Origin of the sequence: Acidovorax sp. Root70 (assembly GCF_001428225.1) — a bacterium.
GTDB lineage: Bacteria > Pseudomonadota > Gammaproteobacteria > Burkholderiales > Burkholderiaceae_C > Acidovorax.
This window is the reverse complement of record NZ_LMHQ01000001.1, coordinates 245,485-262,773: the sequence shown is the minus strand read 5'-3', so window position 1 is coordinate 262,773 and position 17,289 is coordinate 245,485. Positions and strand designations below refer to the sequence as shown.

Sequence of the window (17,289 nt, the reverse complement as noted above, 5' to 3'; positions counted from 1 at the left end):
CTGCTTTTACCGGGCTGGCGCAGGCATAAGATGTGGGTACCGGGGCGCCACACCGTGCGGCGCCTGTTTTGCTACCCCGCACCATGACCGATTTTGCCCCGCTTTCCACTGCCAGACGATGGGCGCTCGGATCAGGCGACAAGCCGCCTGCCTCGCTGGGCCGGTTTGAGCTGAAGAAGCAACTGGGCAGGGGGGCACAGGCCACCGTGTGGCTGGCGCTGGATCCGCGCCTGCAGCGCGAGGTGGCCATCAAGCTCATGCGCCCCATGCAGGACCAGGACCCGTCGGTGCTGGAACAGTGGCTGCGCGAGGCGCGCCATGTGGGGCGCCTGGCCCATCCCTACATCGTGCCGGTGTTCGAGGCCGACGTGCAGGGCGCGCAACCCTACATCGTTTTTGAGTACGTGCCGGGCCTCACACTGGCCGAGCACCTGGCCCAGCAAGGGCGTTGCACACCGCACGACGCCGTGGCCCTCATGGTGGATGTGCTCGATGGCCTGCATGCCGCCCACCAGTCGGGCATCGTGCACCGGGATCTCAAGCCGTCGAACATCATGATTGACGCCCATCGCCACGCCCGGGTGATGGACTTTGGCCTGGCCGCCCCTGTGCATGCCGGCCCGGACGCCCAACTGGCCAGCGGCACGCCTGCCTACATGGCGCCTGAGGCAGCGGCCGGCGCCGCGCCCACCCCCGCCATGGACGTGTATTCCGCCGCACTGGTGCTCGTCGAGATGCTCACGGGGCGCCCTCTCATCCACCAGAAGGACACCTGGCAGGCGCTGTACCGCATTGCCAATGACACCCTGGTGTTGCCCGCTGACCTGGGGCCCGGGGTGGACGACGGCCTGCGTGCCATCCTGCAGCGCGCCATGGCGCGTGAACCTGCGCAGCGCTACGCCACGGCGGCAGACTTTCGGGATGCGCTGCGTGCCTGGGCGGCACCGGCCAGTGCACCCACAGCCTCCAGCAATGCCACGCTCGATTTTTTGCTCCGGCGCATGCGGCACAAGAGCGACTTCCCGGCGCTGTCGGACTCGGTGGCGCGCATCCAGCGCGTGGCCAATTCGGAAGATGACAGCATCAGCGACCTGACCCACGAAATCCTGAAGGACGTGGCGCTCACCAACAAGCTGCTGCGCCTTGTCAACAGCGTGCATTACGCCCACGCCAGCCGGGGCACCATCAGTACCGTCTCGCGTGCGGTGAGCCTGGTGGGCTTCAATGCGGTGCGCAACATGGCGCTGAGCTTGGTGCTGCTGGACCACATGCAGGACAAGGCCCACGCCAGCCAGATGCGCGAGGAATTCCTGCGCGCCATGATGGCCGGCTCGGTGGCCGCCGAGCTGTGCAGCACCAGCCAGGCGGCCGAAGAGGCCTTCATCGGCGCGATGTTCCAGAACCTGGGGCGCATGCTGTGCGAGTTCTACTTTCCGGAGGAAGCCCGGCAGGTGCGCAGCCTGGTGGCCTCGGGGCGCATGGAGGGCAGGGAAGAGGCTGCTTCCGTGCAGGTGCTGGGCCTGGGGTTTGAGGACCTGGGGGTGGGCGTGGCACGCGTCTGGGGCCTGCCTGAGAGTTTGCAGCGCTGCATGCGCAAGCCGCTGGGCTCGCCCACGCAGCGCTCGCCTGAACAGGGCGTGGAGCGACTGCGTTGGGCCGCCCTGGCTGCCAACGAGGTGGCCACTACCCTGCTGTTTTGCGAACCCGCCCAACTGGAGGGGCAGTTGAGCCAGGTTGGCACGCGCTACGCACGCACGCTGGCGCTGTCAGCCGAGGCCATTGCCGACGCCACGCTGCGAGCGCGCCACAAACTGGTGGCACTGGCCGAGGCGCTGGACCTGCGTGTGGCGCCCGACACCCCGGCGGCCCGCCTGCTCAAGCTGCCATCGGCTGCCGCGGCGCAGGCCGCACCCGATGACGCCCTGGGCGCCCACGAGTTGCGGGTGACGGAAACACAGCCCCTGCCCGCTGTGCTCGAATCCCAGGCGGGTGGGGCAGTGTCTGTGGCGCAGGTCAATGAAGTGCTGGCTGCGGGCATCCAGGACATCACCAACGCGATGGTGGAGAGTTTTCAGCTCAACGATGTGCTGCGAATGATCCTGGAGACCATGTTCCGTGCCCTGGGTTTTCGGCGCATGGTGTTTTGCCTGCGCGAGGCCCGCACCGACATGTTGACCGGCCGCTTTGGCCTGGGTGAGGGCAGCGAGGTGGCCGTGCGGTCTCTCAAGGTGCCCCTCAAGGCGCAAGGTGACCTGTTTGCCGCCGTGTGCCTGCGCGGCGCCGACACGCTGATCAACGACGCCACCGAGCCCCGCATGCAGGCGCGGCTGCCCGATTGGTACCGCAAGGGCATCAATGCGCCGTCGTTTCTGCTGCTGCCGCTGCAGATCAAGGGGCAGCCCTTTGCCCTCATCTACGCCGACCAGGCGACGGCGGGCGGCATTGTGGTGGATGACAAGGCCCTGGGCCTGCTGCGTACCCTGCGCAACCAGGCGGTGATGGCCTTCCGGCAGGCGGGGTGACGCGGTGGCATCCACCCGATAATCGGGGGATGGCCGTTGTTTTTGAAAAGCCCACGCTCGTTCAGCGTCTGGTGCCCCTGTTTCGGGGTTTTGACCTTCCGCTCCTGTTGCTGGTGTTGCTGCTGGCCTGTGCGGGGTTGCTGGCCATGTATTCGTCTGGCTATGACCACGGCACGCGGTTTGTGGACCATGGGCGCAACATGCTGATCGCGGGGGCCATCCTGTTCATGGTGGCCCAGGTGCCGCCCCAGAAAATCATGGCCTGCGCCGTGCCGCTGTACCTGACCGGGGTGGCCCTGCTGGTGGCGGTGGCGCTGTTTGGCATCACCAAAAAAGGCGCCACGCGCTGGATCAACGTGGGCATCGTCATCCAGCCCAGTGAAATCCTCAAGATTGCCATGCCGCTGATGCTGGCCTGGTGGTTCCAGAAGCGCGAGGGCACGCTGCGCCCGCTGGACTTTGCCGCGGCGGGCCTGCTGCTGGCCATTCCGGTCGGGTTGGTCATGAAGCAGCCTGACCTGGGCACGTCGCTGCTGGTGCTGGCGGCGGGGCTCTCGGTGATCTTCTTTGCGGGCCTGTCCTGGAAGCTGATCCTGCCGCCGGTGCTGATCGGCGGTGTGGGCATCGCTACCCTGGTGCTGCTGGGCGACCAGCTGTGCGCGGATGGCGTGCGCTGGGTGGTGCTGCACGACTACCAGCAGCAGCGCATCTGCACCTTGCTGGACCCCACCCGCGACCCGCTGGGCAAGGGTTTCCACATCATCCAGGGCATGATCGCCATTGGCTCGGGCGGCCTGTGGGGCAAGGGCTTCATGGCGGGCACCCAAACCCATCTGGAGTTCATTCCCGAGCGCACGACCGACTTCATCTTTGCCGCCTATTCCGAGGAGTTTGGTCTGGCGGGCAACCTGTTCCTGCTGGTGTGTTTTCTGCTGCTGGTCTGGCGGGGGCTGGCCATTGCGGCGGGCGCCAGTACCTTGTTTGGCCGCCTCATGGGGGGCGCGGTGTCGATGATCTTCTTCACCTATGCCTTTGTGAACATGGGCATGGTCAGTGGCATCCTGCCGGTGGTGGGTGTCCCCTTGCCCTTCGTCAGCTATGGAGGCACCGCCATGGTCACCCTGGGGCTGGCGCTGGGCATCCTGATGTCGGTGGCGCGATCCCAGAAGCAGGAAACCAAGGACCCTCTCCCCGCCGCGCTGTAGGGCCTTGTGGGCGCGGTTGCCCGCAACACGCCCTCGGGGTACAAACCGGCTGGCCAACCGTGTTTTGGCCACTCAGCATCCGGAGGGTTTCCCCATGGCGGCGAAGTTCGAGCTCAAGAAGTCGAAGAACGACAAGTTTGTCTTCAACCTGCTGGCCGCCAACGGTCAGGTCATCCTGACCAGCGAGATGTACGAATCTCACGCCAGCGCGCTGGGTGGCATCGAGGCGGTGCGCAAGAACGCTCCGAACGACGGCCGTTTTGGCCGGCTCAGTGCCAAGAACGGGGCGCCGTATTTCACCCTCAAGGCGGGCAATGGCCAGGTGATCGGGCAAAGCCAGATGTATTCGGGTGCCAGGGCGCGGGATGAGGGCATCGAGTCGGTGCAGGTCCATGCCGCGCAGGCCGGGCTGGACGACCAGACGGCTGCTTGACGCCGCGAGCTGGCCCGCAGCGCACAGGGGCTGCGTGGGGGCATGCAGGCCCAGGGCCATCCAGGGACGATCGCGCGCCTAAAATGCCCCGATGACTTCCCGCTCTACCACTGCCGCGCCCCAGCGCGCTGCCACCAGCCAGCGCATCGATGTTGCCCGTGAACTGCTGCTGACCCCCTTCGGCCTGGATGAGGGCCACCTCGCCCGTGCCCTGGCCGAGATCCGCACCCACCAGGTGGACGATGCGGACCTGTACTTCCAGTACACCCGCAGCGAAGGCTGGAGCCTGGAAGAGGGCATCGTCAAGACCGGCTCCTTCAGCATCGACCAGGGGGTGGGGGTGCGTGCCGTCAGCGGCGAGAAGACGGCATTCGCCTATTCGGACGACATCTCCGAGGCTTCGCTGCTGGATGCAGCGCGCACCGTGCGGTCTATTTCGTCTGTAGCGCAGGCAGAAAAAGTGCGGGTTGCTCCTAAAAAGGTAGCGGCTGGCCGCAGCCTTTACCCCGGTGTGGACCCGATTGCCTCGCTGGACAGCACCGCCAAGGTAGCGCTGCTGGAGCGGCTGGAACAGCGCGCCCGCGCCAAGGACCCGCGCGTGGCGCAGGTGATGGCGGGGCTTGCCAGCGAATACGACGTGGTGCTGGTGGCGCGCGCCGACGGCACCCTGGCGGCCGATGTGCGACCGCTCGTGCGGCTGTCGGTCACAGTGATTGCCGAGCAGAACGGTCGCCGTGAGATGGGCTCCGCTGGTGGCGGTGGCCGTTTTGGCCTGGCCTATTTCGACGACGAGCAGATGGGCAAGTATGTCGATGAGGCCGTGAACGCGGCCCTGGTCAATCTGGAATCGCGTCCCGCCCCGGCGGGCGAGATGACGGTGGTGTTGGGCTCGGGCTGGCCGGGCATCCTGCTGCACGAGGCCATCGGCCACGGGCTGGAAGGCGACTTCAATCGCAAGGGCTCCAGCGCGTTCAGCGGCCGCATCGGCCAGCGTGTGGCGGCCAAGGGCGTCACGGTGCTGGACGATGGCACCATCGCCGACCGCCGCGGCTCGCTCAATGTGGACGACGAAGGCCACGCCAGCCAGCGCAATGTGCTGATCGAGGACGGCATCTTGAAGGGCTATATCCAGGATTCACTGAATGCGCGACTGATGGGCGTGGCACCCACCGGCAACGGTCGTCGTGAGAGCTACGCCCATATCCCCATGCCGCGCATGACCAACACCTACATGCTGGGCGGCGACAAAGACCCGCAAGAGATCATCTCCAGCATCAAGAAGGGCCTGTACGCCAGCAACTTCGGGGGCGGACAGGTGGACATCACGTCGGGCAAGTTTGTGTTCTCGGCCAGCGAGGCGTATTGGGTGGAGAACGGCAAGATCCAGTACCCCGTCAAAGGTGCCACCATCATCGGCAGCGGCCCCGAGTCGCTCAAGAAGGTGACCATGATTGGTAACGACATGCGACTGGACAGCGGCGTGGGCACCTGTGGCAAGGAAGGCCAGAGCGTGCCCGTGGGCGTGGGTCAACCCACGCTGCGTATCGAAGGCCTGACCGTGGGCGGCACGGCCTGAGGGTTGCGTTGTCAGCTTTGGCGGCGGAGCGGGTGTGGCGCGTGACTTCGCGGTTTCACCCGCTTTTTGGGGCTTGTACTGCGTGTTGGCCAGCGCACAATGGGTGACACCATGCCTGCCACGCGCCCCAGTCAATTGCTGACGCTCCAATCGTTTGGAGACATCAGCCGTTTTTTGCGCGAGGGCGTTGCGGACGAGGATTCGCGCCAACTGCGCGACAGCCTGGGTGTGTTGTCCATGCAGATCGACGAGGCGGTGCGCACCCGCCGCACCAGCACCGACACCACCGAGATCACCCGCCGCGTGGTGGCCTTGTCGCACAGTGCACGTGAGCACCAGCTCTTTTTGACCGGCCTGGGCTCCGCATGGCACGCGCTGTACGAGTTTGGCGCCTACCAGCGCGCCCTCCGGGAGCTGCGCAACGCCATTGCCGGCTGGCAGCAGATGCTGGAGCGCCGTAGCACTCAGGAGCGCGCCAGCTTTGACCAATTCGAACTGCTGGCTTGGCGCACGCTGGGTGAGGCCTTGCTGCTCATCGACATGTACGAACACCAGAGCGACCCCGCGAGCGACCTGCAGGATGCGCAACCGCGCCGCAAGCCCTCGGCATTGCAGCGCCTGCGTGCGTGGTTTCGGGGCGGGCGCCGATGAATCGCCCGGGCTTGATGTCTGTTGAGTGGCGGTCTGTCGTGCGTTTGCAACATGCGCAGGGTGCCGAACTGCGGCGCTCCTGTGCTACATTGGTTGCCATGCAAGTTCGCAGCGCGTTTTATTTTTGGTTTTTTATCTCGGTCCCCGGCGGATGAGAGGAAAACGCGCAAGCACACACAACCTCCCCATACCAACCGCCGAAGCTGCAAAGCCCGGCGGTTTTTTGTTTTTCAGCCCTCCCGTTTTTCCATCCACTCCAACCGACTCCACGAGGAAGCAAGCATGACGGCCACTACCAACCCCACCAGCGATGCCTGGTACCGCAGCGTCGAGAAAACCAGCCAGACCGACGACGAACGTATCAAGGACATCACCGTGTTGCCTCCTCCCGAACACCTGATCCGCTTCTTCCCGATTGGCGGCACGCCGGTCGAGACGCTGATCACCCAGACCCGCAAGAACATCCACAACATCATGGCCGGCAAGGACGACCGCCTGCTGGTGGTGATTGGCCCTTGCTCTATTCACGACCCTGCCGCCGCCGTCGAGTACGCCCGCCGCCTCATGGCCGTGCGCACCCAGTACGCCGACACGCTGGAAATCGTGATGCGCGTGTACTTCGAAAAGCCACGCACCACCGTGGGCTGGAAGGGGCTGATCAACGACCCCTACCTGGACGAGAGCTACCGCATCGACGAAGGCCTGCGCATCGCGCGCCAATTGCTCATCGAGATCAACCGCTTGGGCATGCCCGCCGGCAGCGAGTTCCTGGACGTGATTTCGCCCCAGTACATCGGTGACCTGATCAGCTGGGGCGCGATTGGTGCCCGCACGACCGAAAGCCAGGTACACCGCGAGCTGGCCTCTGGTATCTCGGCGCCCATCGGCTTCAAGAACGGCACGGACGGCAACATCCGCATCGCCACCGATGCCATTCAGTCGGCCAGCCGGGGCCACCACTTCCTGTCGGTGCACAAGAACGGCCAGGTCGCCATCGTGAACACCAAGGGCAACAAGGACTGCCACGTGATTTTGCGCGGCGGCAAGACGCCCAACTACGACGCTGCCAGTGTGGCTGCCGCCTGCAAGGACCTCGAAGCTGCCAAGCTGCCAGCCACTCTGATGGTGGACTGCAGCCACGCCAACAGCAGCAAGCAGCATGAAAAGCAGCTGGATGTCGCCCGCGACGTGGCGGCGCAATTGGCAGGTGGTTCGCGCAGCGTCTTCGGCCTGATGATTGAGAGCCACCTGACGGCAGGTGCTCAAAAGTTCACACCCGGCAAGGACGACCCTTCGGCACTCGAATACGGCAAGAGCATCACCGACGCCTGCCTGGGTTGGGACACCTCGCTGCAGGCGCTGGCTGAGCTGTCGGACGCCGTGAAAGCGCGCCGCGCCCGTTGACCGCTGGGTTCAGGGCAGGGTCTAAACTTGGGCCTCTCGCTGCACAACACGTGCAGCAGGGGGCTCAAGTTACCCCAAAAACGCAGAAAGGCGATCCATCATGCACAGCGAAGTGTCGGTCAAACTGGCCGCAAATCAGGAATACCGTTTTGACCTGGAGGGCGCCGAGCCCATGGCCCACGAGGCCGGTCGGCGCTGGCTCGACGACCAGTTCGTCGCGCTGGACTGTGAGCCCCTGCGCGCCAGCGGCAAGGTGCTGCTGGCCGACAAGGTGCTGACCGTGGCCCATGCGGCCGGGGCATTGATGCAGGACCCTGCGTGGTCCCGCGACTTTGCGCGTGCCGCCAGTGCCGCGCTGGCCAAGCCCATCGTGCGCGTGGACGTGCCGGGCATGGCCGTCACGTTCTGAGCGCTATTTGACAAAAATCGGCCGCTAGCGCTAGGGGAATATGCGCTAGAAGCTATTATTTTTGTAGCGCCTGCAGAAGCTTGGCATGGATGCCGCCAAAGCCCCCATTGCTCATGCAAACCACGTGGTCGCCCGGGCGCGCGGCCTGGGTGACCTGGGCCACCAGCGTATCGATGTCCGGAGCCGTCTGGGCGCGCTGGCCAGGGCCGACGCCCAGCGGTGCCAGCGCCTGCGCAGCATCCCAGTCCAGCCCCGCTGTGTGGCAGAACGCCAGGTCGGCGGGCTCCAGCGCCCAAGGCAGCTGGCTTTTCATCGCGCCCAGCTTCATGGTGTTGCTGCGGGGCTCGAACACCGCCAGGATGCGTGCGCCAGCGCCTAAAGTGCGGCGCAGACCGTCCAAGGTGGTGCGCAATGCGGTGGGGTGGTGGGCAAAATCGTCGTACACGGCCACGCCGCCCACGGTGCCGCGCAGCTCCATGCGCCGCTTGACGTTCTGAAAACTGCTCAGGGCGGCAGCCGCCTGTGCGGGCGCAACGCCCACATGGTGGGCCGCGGCCATGGCTGCCAGCGCATTGAGCTGGTTGTGCACGCCGGTCAGCGACCATTCCACGCGCGCCACGGTACGTCCCTGGTGCACCACGTCAAACGCCTGCGGGTCGCCCACGGCGTGAAAGTCGCTGACGGCGGCGCCAAAGCTGGTCACCTCGCTCCAGCAGCCGGTGTGCAGCACTCGGGCCAGGCTTTCTTCCAGGCCATTGACTACCACGCGTCCCGAGGGCGGCACGGTGCGTACCAGATGGTGAAACTGGCGCTCAATGGCAGCCAGGTCGTCAAAGATGTCTGCGTGGTCGAATTCCAGGTTGTTCAGCACGGCGGTGCGGGGCCGGTAGTGCACGAACTTGCTGCGCTTGTCGAAGAAGGCAGTGTCGTATTCGTCGGCCTCGATCACGAACAGCGGCGCAGCCCCGAGGGGCGTGGCGGCGGGCGCGGGGCGCTGTGCAGCGCCCAGGCGTGCGGACACGCCAAAGTTCAGCGGCACCCCGCCGATCAGAAAGCCCGGTTGCTGCCCGGCGGATTCCAGAATCCACGCCAGCATCGAGGTGGTGGTGGTCTTGCCGTGGGTGCCGGCCACGGCCAGCACGTGGCGGCCTTGCAGCACATGCTCGGCCAGCCATTGGGGGCCGCTGGTGTAGGGCAGCCCGGCGTCCAGAATGGCTTCCATCAGCGGAAACTTGGGGGAACCGTCGGCCAGCCGTGCACGGCTGACGACGTTGCCCACCACGAACATGTCGGGCTGGAGCGCGAGCTGATCGGCCCCGAAACCTTCGATCAGGTCGATGCCCAGCGCCCGGAGCTGGTCGCTCATGGGTGGGTAGACCCCGGCGTCGCAGCCCGTCACCTTGTGGCCCGCTTCGCGCGCCAAGGCCGCCAGGCCTCCCATGAACGTGCCGCAGATGCCCAGTATGTGTATATGCATGGGCGCAGATTCTAAGGCCGGGGGGTAGGTGTCCTCTTCAAGGCAAAAAGGACGGCTGGTGCCTATTCTGTCTGCCTGAGGTGCTCTCAAAATAATAGTTTCCCTGCTCGCTGGTTGTCTGGGTTGCCGGCGCTGCCTGGGGTCATCGACCGCTGCGTCACGGCTTCGCGCCACAATGCAGGTTCCTTAGTTTTCCAGCTCTGCCATGCACACACCTCTGAGCGAAGAAATCGCCCAAACGACGGCCCGCCTGGTGGTGGAGGAGGGGCTGGAGTGGGGCCCTGCCAAGCGCCGGGCGCTGCGGCAAATGGGCCTGCCGGCCCGTACCCCCCTGCCGGACAACGACTTGGTGGAAGAGGCTGTGCGGGAGTACATCCAGCTCTTTTGCGCCGACACCCAGCCGCGCGAACTGCGGGCACTGCGCCAGTTGGCCCTGGTGTGGATGGAGTGCATGGCGGCCTTCCGGCCCCATCTGGCGGGAGCGGTGTGGCACGGCACGGCCACGCGCCTGTCGGATATTTACCTGCAGTTGTTTTGCGATGACCCCAAATCGGCAGAGATCGCCTTGATCGATCATCATGTGGACTACGAACCGCGCACGGTCACAGGCTTTCATGGCGAATCGGTGGAGGCCTTGAGCCTTGGCAGTAAATCGCCAGAACTCAACGAAATGATCGGTGTGCATCTGTTGATTTACGACCTTGACGACCTGCGGGGCGCGCTCAAACCCGACGCCAAAGGCCGCACGCCGCGCGGTGATATCACGGCCGTGCGCCGTTTGCTCCAGGAAACCACGACCCCATGATCCAGTCCGCCGAATCTCTCGTCCCTGTGACTTCTGCTGCCGCAGCACCTTCTGCGGCGCGCAGGCGCTTGTTGTATGCCGGGGTGGCCGGGGCCGCGGCATTGGGTGGGGCGGGTGTTGCATGGTGGAAGTTTCAGCCCCATGCGGTAGAGCCGGGGGCTGAGCAGGCGCTCTGGGGGCTGGAGTTTGAAACGCCTGCCGGGAGCACTGTGACCATGAAGTCCCTGGCGGGCAAGCCGCTGCTGCTCAATTTCTGGGCCACGTGGTGCCCACCCTGCGTGGAAGAGCTGCCCATGCTCAACGCCTTCTATCGCGAACAATCTGCCAAAGGCTGGCAAGTGCTGGGTTTGGCGATTGATCAGCCTTCGGCGGTGCGCAAGTTTCTGACCCGCATTCCGCTCGATTTTCCGGTGGGGCTGGCCGGTTTGGGTGGTACGGATCTGGGGCGGTCGCTGGGCAACCTGACGGGAGGCCTCCCGTTCACGGTGGTCCTGGGCGGGGAGGGGAAAGTGCTGCATCGTAAAATGGGACAAGTGACAGCCCAGGACTTGCAACTCTGGGCAGGTCTGCGCTGAGGATGCGGCCCATAAACTTGTGCGGCATAGAGCTTCTCGGCGCATCTTCTCTTGGTGAGATAGCACTTTTCCATGTCGAAGTTCATGAAAAATGCGCGTGGAAGACTGCGATAGGGTGAAATTGGAGTAAATTCGCGCCCTATTCAGTTTTATAGCCGTTGGAGCTTCCATGGATCTGCGAAAACTCAAAACCCTCATCGATCTCGTGTCCGAGTCGAACGTCTCTGAACTCGAAATTACGGAAGCCGAGGGCAAAGTCCGCATCGTCAAGAGCGGTGGTGCCGTGGTTCAGCAGTATGTGCCGGCCCCCGTGGCCGCCCCTGTTGCTGCGCCAGCAGCCGCACCCGTGGCGGAATTGCCAGCCCCTCCCGCCGCAGCAGCCCCCGCAGGCCACATCGTCAAGTCGCCCATGGTGGGCACGTTCTACCGCTCGTCCAGCCCCGGTGCCAAGGCGTTCGTCGAAGTGGGCAGCCAGGTGAAGGAAGGCGAGACCATCTGCATCATCGAGGCGATGAAGATCTTGAACGAGATCGAGGCCGACAAGTCGGGCACGGTCACCCGCATCCTGGGCGAGAACGGCCAGGCGGTGGAATACGGACAACCTTTGTTCGTCATCGAATAAGGCGCGCATGTTCAAGAAAATCCTGGTCGCAAACCGAGGGGAGATTGCCCTTCGCATTCAGCGCGCCTGCAGTGAACTCGGGATCAAGGCCGTGATGGTCTATTCCGAGGCCGACCGCGACGCCAAGTACGTCAAGTTGGCCGAAGAGGCTGTCTGCATTGGCCCCGCACCTTCGCCGCTTTCCTACCTCAACATGCCAGCCATCATCTCGGCGGCTGAGGTCACCGACGCCGAGGCCATCCACCCCGGTTATGGTTTCCTGTCCGAGAACGCGGACTTTGCCGAGCGCGTGGAAAAGAGCGGTTTCCAGTTCATCGGCCCCACGCCTGAGTCGATCCGCATCATGGGCGACAAGGTCTCGGCCAAACAGGCGATGATCCGCGCGGGGGTGCCCTGCGTGCCAGGCTCCGAGGGCGAGTTGCCCGACGACCCGGTGCAGATCCGCCGTATCGCCAAGGCGGTGGGCTACCCCGTGATCATCAAGGCCGCAGGCGGCGGCGGTGGCCGGGGTATGCGCGTGGTGCACACCGAGGCTGCCCTGGTCAATGCCGTGCAGATGACCAAGGCCGAGGCGGGTGCAGCGTTTGGCAATCCAGCGGTGTACATGGAGAAGTTCCTCCAGAACCCCCGCCACATCGAGATCCAGATCCTGGCCGACAAGCACCGCAACGCGGTGTACCTGGGCGAGCGGGACTGCTCCATGCAGCGCCGCCACCAGAAGGTGATCGAAGAGGCGCCGGCACCGGGCATTCCGCGCAAGCTGATCGAGAAGATCGGCGAACGCTGCGTGGCTGCCTGCAAGAAGATCGGCTACCGTGGTGCGGGCACGTTCGAGTTCCTGTACGAGAACGGCGAGTTCTACTTCATCGAGATGAACACTCGCGTGCAGGTGGAGCACCCCGTGACCGAGTGGATCACGGGCGTGGACATCGTGAAGACGCAGATCATGGTGGCGGCGGGCGAAAAGCTGCCGTTCACCCAGCGCCAGATCGAGATCCGTGGCCACGCCATCGAGTGCCGGGTGAACGCGGAAGACCCGTACAAGTTCATCCCGTCGCCGGGGCGCATCACCACGTGGCATCCACCGGGAGGCCCTGGCGTGCGCGTGGACTCGCATGCCTACACCAACTACTTTGTGCCGCCGAACTACGACTCGATGATCGGCAAGATCATCGTGCACGGCGACACGCGCGAGCAGGCCCTGGCCCGCATGCGCACGGCGCTGTCCGAAACCGTGATCGAAGGTATCAACACCAATGTGCCGCTGCACCGCGAGCTGATGGTGGACGCCAAGTTCATGGCGGGTGGCACCAACATTCACTACCTGGAAGAGTGGCTGTCGCAGCACAAGCGCTGAGGCTGCACACCGCAGGTCGTTCGCATGCTGGCTCCTGGCAACGGGTGCCAGCATTTCACTTTTTCTGAGAAACGCCTATGTTTGAGCTGAGTCTGATGTGTCCCGAGGACCGGATTGAAGCGGTCAGCGATGCGCTGGATGCGCTGGATGCGCTCTCCGTGTCAGTGGAAGACGCCGACGCCCAGACCGACGCCGAACAGGCGCTGTTTGGCGAGCCCGGCATGCCGCCGCCGAAGGATGGCTGGCAACGCAGCCGCGTGGTCGCTTTGTTTCCGTCCGAGGTGGCGGCCCGCGAGGCGCAACAGTTGCTGGTGGTGCAGGACTTCTTTGTCGGCTGCCAGGTACTGGGTGTGGCCCAGGTGCCCGAGCAGGACTGGGTGCGGCTGACGCAGTCGCAGTTTGCGCCCGTGGACATCACCCCCGATTTCTGGATCGTGCCCACCTGGCATGAGCTGCCGGCCCAGGCAGTGCGCAGCATCCGGCTGGACCCCGGCCTGGCGTTTGGCACGGGCACGCACCCCACTACGCGCATGTGCCTGCGATGGATTGCGCGCCACGGCGCTACGCAGCCTGGGCAGGGCAACCCGCTGGGGCGGGTGCTGGACTATGGGTGTGGGTCCGGCATTCTGGCGATCGGCGCCGCCAAGTTCGGTGCCACGGACATTGATGCCGTGGATATCGACCCGTCTGCGGTGGAGTCCACGGTACAGAATGCCCAGGCAAACGAGGTCCTGCTACAGGCAGGCCTTCCTGACAAGGCGATGGGCGAGTACCAGACCGTGTTGGCCAATATTCTGGCAACTCCATTGCGCGTGTTGGCACCGTTGTTGTGCAGCTATGTGACTGCGGGGGGGAATCTAGTTCTGGCGGGCATTCTGGAGCGCCAGGCGGACGAGCTCAAGGAGGCCTATGCACCCTGGCTCCCCCTGGAGGTGGCGGACGCCGAAGACGGCTGGATCCTGATGACTGCGCGTCGCTGAGCCCGCGCGCGCCGCACTGTCGGTGGCGGCATGGCCCCTACAATCCATCGCTGATGAGCCAGATCACTCGCTGCCCGTCTTGCGCCACCACCTTCAAGGTCGTGGCAGACCAATTGCGCATCTCGGAAGGGTGGGTGCGGTGTGGCCAATGCAAGGAGGTGTTCGACGCATCGGCCCATTTGCTGCCCGTGGCGCCGACCGCGCTATTGCCCGAGGTGTCGCTGACGGACCTACGGGCGCCTACAGCGCCCGTAGCGCGGCAGCCGGATGCATTGGGGGCTTGGGGTGGAGGTAAGTCACCCGCTGTCGTTGCGCCCACTGCGGGAGGGGTTGCAAAGGCAGAAAATCCCCGCGCAGTGGACGGCGTTCCATCTCCTTTGATGGAGGCTGTTGCGGGCGTTGCCCCTCACCTCCCGCCCTACGGCATGCCCAGCGAGGCCCCTGCCACCCCGGTGCTCGATATCCCACGCCCTGCGGTTCCTGCTTTTCTTACCGCCGGTGCCCATGCCGACGCTTCCGTGGAGGAAGTTGTCGCTCCATTTGCGTGGCGGGCGCACAGTGCCCAGCGGGTGGTGCCTGGCCACGATGCTGCGGCACCGCTGTCCACCACCGCGCCTTTGAATCGTCCAGAGCCGGCAGAGACATCGGGCGCCGCACCCCGCGATGGAGCCCCCCCGCCGACCGTGTCGGCGCCAATGCCCTTGTACTCTACCGTCCTGCCGGAATCCGATGCCGTGGTGCACGACGTCACGCCAGGAGCAAGCGATGTGGTCCCTGGATCGTTCCCGCCCGCTCCTGCGCTCGTGAACCCGGCGGGCTACGAATTGCCCTTTGCAGAACTTCGCGATTCCGATGCAATTCTGGACGCATCCTTGAATGCGGATACCAAGGGCGCTGCCGGCCTCTCGGCAGAACTTGCGCCGCCGCAAGCAGCGCCGGTTTCTCTCGCTCCTTCCTTCAGCCTGGACACAGCAACCCCGGGCGATGCGCAGGGGGCTGAGCCTGCACCTGCGGCTGCGGCTGAACCAGCCTCTCCCGCGCCCGCGCTGCCTTCCGTGGACTTTGTGCCCAAGGCGGATGAGGCCGAGCCCTCGGCCATGAAGCTGGTGAAGGACGATTCGCACGCGGACGTCCTGCAGGCAAGGCTTGGACATTCCGTTGATGACGATGACGAGACTGACGCCCCACAGTCGGACCCCGAGGTCAGTTTTGTGGTGGCTGCGCGCCGCAAAGCCTTCTGGCGCAAGCCGGCGGTTCGGACGGTGTTGGGGCTCGTGTTTGTTGTCTCGCTGCTGGGCCTGGCCCTGCAGATTGTGGTGCAGGAGCGCGATGGCATCGCAGCCCTGGACATGCGCACCCGGCCCTGGCTGGTGATGCTGTGCGAGCCCTTGCATTGCGAACTCGCACCGGTGCGCCAGATTGCCGATGTGGTCATCGACAGTTCCTCCTTCAACAAAGCCCGGGGCGACAGTTACCAGCTGGCGCTGACTATGAAGAGCATGGCCACCATTCCGCTGGCGATGCCTGCGGTGGAGCTGACTCTGACTGATGCGCAGGACCAGCCTGTGTTGCGGCGGGTTCTGCTGCCCACCGACATGGCAGCTCCGGCGGAGCTGCCCGCGAAGGGCGAGTGGGGCACCTCCGTATCGGTGCTTGTGACCACGGGCGGCGCGCGCGTGGCGGGCTACCGGTTGCTGGCGTTCTATCCCTGATTTCTTCCAACAATCTACCGAGCTTCACTATCTATGGCTGCCCTCATTTGTGGTTCCCTTGCGTTCGACACCATCATGACTTTCGAGGGGCGGTTTGCCGAGCAGATCCTGCCGGACCAGCTCCACATCCTGAATGTGTCTTTCCTGGTCCCGTCGCTGCGCCGCGACTTCGGGGGGTGTGCAGGCAATATTGCCTACAGCCTCAAACTGCTGGGCGGCGAGCCGCTGCCCATGGCCATGCTGGGCAGTGACGGTGCCGACTATTTGCAGCGGCTGGAGTCGCTGGGGATCAGCGCTCGCCATGTCGGGCAGGTGCAGGACACCTACACCGCGCAGGCGATGATCATGACGGACCGTGACAACAACCAGATCACGGCCTTCCACCCTGGCGCCATGATGCAGGCCCATGCCAACCGCATTGGTGCAGACAGCAGCGTCGGCGTGGGGATCGTCGCGCCGGACGGGCGCGACGCCATGCTGGAACATGCTGCCCAGTTCGTTGCAGCGGGCATCCCGTTTGTGTTCGATCCGGGTCAGGGCTTACCCATGTTCAATGGGCAGGAACTGGCGCAGTTCATTGATCAGGCCACCTGGGTCACCGTCAATGACTATGAGGGAAAAATGCTCTGCGACCGCACTGGCTGGTCGCTGGCCGATATTTCCCGCAAGGTGCGGGGCCTGGTGGTGACGCTGGGCGCCGAGGGTTGCGAGGTCTGGGTGGATGGTGACAAGACCCATGTCCCTCCCGTGAAACCTGCCGCCGTGGTGGACCCTACGGGCTGTGGCGATGCCTGGCGCGGCGCGCTGCTGTTTGGTCTGGAAAAGGGCTGGCCACTCGTACGTTGTGCCGAATTAGGCAACCGGGTGGGCGCTCTCAAGATCGCGCAGCGTGGCCCACAGAACTACACGCTGGATTTCGATCCGCTGGCATAAGCCACTCAGCCAATGTTGCCCGCGTTGCGTTACGTCGGGCGATACAGCGCAACTTGCTCATCGGGCAACTTCCGGGAGTGCCCATACAAGATGCAGGCGAAAAAAACCCGGTGCGATAGCACCGGGTTGAGCGCATGGCGCGCCGGGATCAGGGCTTGTTGCCCGTAGGGAAGGGCCAGGCCGCCTGAGGGTTCAGGGTGGTCTGTGCAGCAGGGGCAGCCGCCGCAGGGGCAGGCGCCTTGGGGGCCTTCTTGGCCGGTGCAGCTTTCTTTGCGGGGGCAGCCTTGGCGGGTGCAGCCTTCTTCGCGGCTACGGCCTTCTTGGCAGGAGCGGCTTTCTTTGCCGGTGCTGCTGCCTTCTTGGCGGGTGCAGCCTTCTTCGCGGCTACGGCCTTCTTGGCAGGAGCGGCTTTCTTTGCCGGTGCTGCTGCCTTCTTGGCAGGTGCAGCCTTCTTCGCGGCTACGGCCTTCTTGGCRGGAGCGGCTTTCTTTGCCGGTGCTGCTGCCTTCTTGGCAGGTGCAGCCTTCTTTGCGGCTACGGGTTTGGCCGTTGTAGCCTTTTTCGCGGGAGCAGCCTTCTTAGCGGCCGGTTTTTTCGCAGTTGCCATCATGTTCTCCTTGGGTCAATT

The 17,289-nt window shown here is 64.8% G+C and carries 16 protein-coding genes and 1 pseudogene; 15 read left to right on the top strand and 2 right to left on the bottom strand.

Going from position 1 to position 17,289, the window contains the following annotated elements:
- The first annotated feature begins 83 nt into the window (after positions 1–83).
- The 7 genes from ASD94_RS01160 to ASD94_RS01130 all read left to right on the top strand — a co-directional run bounded on the left by ASD94_RS01160 (position 84) and on the right by ASD94_RS01130 (position 8,200).
- Positions 84–2,522: a serine/threonine protein kinase gene (locus ASD94_RS01160; RefSeq protein WP_056637393.1), complete on the top strand. Its 2,439-nt coding sequence runs from the start codon at positions 84–86 to the stop codon at positions 2,520–2,522.
- A 29-nt stretch (positions 2,523–2,551) separates the two neighbouring features.
- A complete protein-coding gene (rodA, locus tag ASD94_RS01155; RefSeq protein ID WP_056637389.1) occupies positions 2,552–3,727 on the top strand; it encodes a rod shape-determining protein RodA in 1,176 nt (391 codons plus the stop codon).
- 94 nt (positions 3,728–3,821) lie between these two features.
- On the top strand, positions 3,822–4,160 hold the full coding sequence (locus tag ASD94_RS01150) for a YegP family protein (RefSeq protein WP_056637386.1): 339 nt from the start codon (positions 3,822–3,824) through the stop codon (positions 4,158–4,160).
- Positions 4,161–4,251: 91 nt separating this feature from the next.
- On the top strand, positions 4,252–5,736 hold the full coding sequence (gene tldD / locus ASD94_RS01145; RefSeq protein WP_056637384.1) for a metalloprotease TldD: 1,485 nt from the start codon (positions 4,252–4,254) through the stop codon (positions 5,734–5,736).
- Positions 5,737–5,847: 111 nt separating this feature from the next.
- The gene (locus tag ASD94_RS01140) at positions 5,848–6,387 is read left to right on the top strand and encodes a hypothetical protein (RefSeq protein ID WP_056637659.1); all 540 of its coding nucleotides are present in this window, start codon (positions 5,848–5,850) and stop codon (positions 6,385–6,387) included.
- A gap of 282 nt (positions 6,388–6,669) precedes the next feature.
- Complete coding sequence (locus ASD94_RS01135; RefSeq protein WP_056637379.1) at positions 6,670–7,791, top strand: 3-deoxy-7-phosphoheptulonate synthase; 1,122 nt, start codon at positions 6,670–6,672, stop codon at positions 7,789–7,791.
- A 100-nt stretch (positions 7,792–7,891) separates the two neighbouring features.
- Positions 7,892–8,200 carry a hypothetical protein gene (locus ASD94_RS01130; RefSeq protein WP_056637375.1) on the top strand — a complete coding sequence of 103 codons (309 nt, stop codon included), beginning with the start codon at positions 7,892–7,894 and terminating at the stop codon, positions 8,198–8,200.
- Positions 8,201–8,255: 55 nt separating this feature from the next.
- Here ASD94_RS01130 and mpl read toward each other — a convergent pair whose 3' ends face one another.
- Positions 8,256–9,677: a UDP-N-acetylmuramate:L-alanyl-gamma-D-glutamyl-meso-diaminopimelate ligase gene (gene mpl / locus ASD94_RS01125; RefSeq protein ID WP_056637372.1), complete on the bottom strand. Its 1,422-nt coding sequence runs from the start codon at positions 9,675–9,677 to the stop codon at positions 8,256–8,258.
- Positions 9,678–9,882: 205 nt separating this feature from the next.
- On the opposite strand from mpl, the gene ASD94_RS01120 reads away from it, so the two are divergent.
- From ASD94_RS01120 to ASD94_RS01090, 8 genes and pseudogenes are all read left to right on the top strand, one after another.
- Positions 9,883–10,482 carry a hypothetical protein gene (locus ASD94_RS01120; protein ID WP_056637369.1) on the top strand — a complete coding sequence of 200 codons (600 nt, stop codon included), beginning with the start codon at positions 9,883–9,885 and terminating at the stop codon, positions 10,480–10,482.
- A complete protein-coding gene (locus ASD94_RS01115) occupies positions 10,479–11,057 on the top strand; it encodes a TlpA disulfide reductase family protein (RefSeq protein ID WP_056637366.1) in 579 nt (192 codons plus the stop codon). The genes ASD94_RS01120 and ASD94_RS01115 overlap by 4 nt, the downstream gene beginning before the upstream one ends.
- 169 nt (positions 11,058–11,226) lie before the next feature.
- Positions 11,227–11,679 (top strand): acetyl-CoA carboxylase biotin carboxyl carrier protein, encoded by a 453-nt coding sequence (gene accB, locus ASD94_RS01110; protein ID WP_056637365.1) that lies wholly within the window; start codon positions 11,227–11,229, stop codon positions 11,677–11,679.
- Positions 11,680–11,686: 7 nt separating this feature from the next.
- A complete protein-coding gene (gene accC / locus ASD94_RS01105; RefSeq protein ID WP_056637364.1) occupies positions 11,687–13,036 on the top strand; it encodes an acetyl-CoA carboxylase biotin carboxylase subunit in 1,350 nt (449 codons plus the stop codon).
- A gap of 77 nt (positions 13,037–13,113) precedes the next feature.
- Positions 13,114–14,016, top strand: coding sequence for a 50S ribosomal protein L11 methyltransferase (gene prmA, locus ASD94_RS01100; RefSeq protein WP_056637363.1), 903 nt, complete (start codon positions 13,114–13,116; stop codon positions 14,014–14,016).
- Positions 14,017–14,069: 53 nt separating this feature from the next.
- Positions 14,070–14,135: pseudogene (locus ASD94_RS24230) on the top strand (zinc-ribbon domain-containing protein); the annotation flags it as partial.
- Positions 14,136–14,717: 582 nt separating this feature from the next.
- Positions 14,718–15,728, top strand: a complete 1,011-nt coding sequence (locus ASD94_RS23935; protein WP_233247292.1) for a DUF3426 domain-containing protein — start codon at positions 14,718–14,720, stop codon at positions 15,726–15,728.
- 33 nt (positions 15,729–15,761) lie between these two features.
- The gene (locus ASD94_RS01090) at positions 15,762–16,661 is read left to right on the top strand and encodes a carbohydrate kinase family protein (RefSeq protein WP_056637361.1); all 900 of its coding nucleotides are present in this window, start codon (positions 15,762–15,764) and stop codon (positions 16,659–16,661) included.
- Positions 16,662–16,809: 148 nt separating this feature from the next.
- On the opposite strand, the gene ASD94_RS01085 is transcribed toward ASD94_RS01090, so the two are convergent.
- Positions 16,810–17,268: a hypothetical protein gene (locus ASD94_RS01085; RefSeq protein WP_056637360.1), complete on the bottom strand. Its 459-nt coding sequence runs from the start codon at positions 17,266–17,268 to the stop codon at positions 16,810–16,812.
- Between the last annotated feature and the right edge of the window lie 21 nt (positions 17,269–17,289).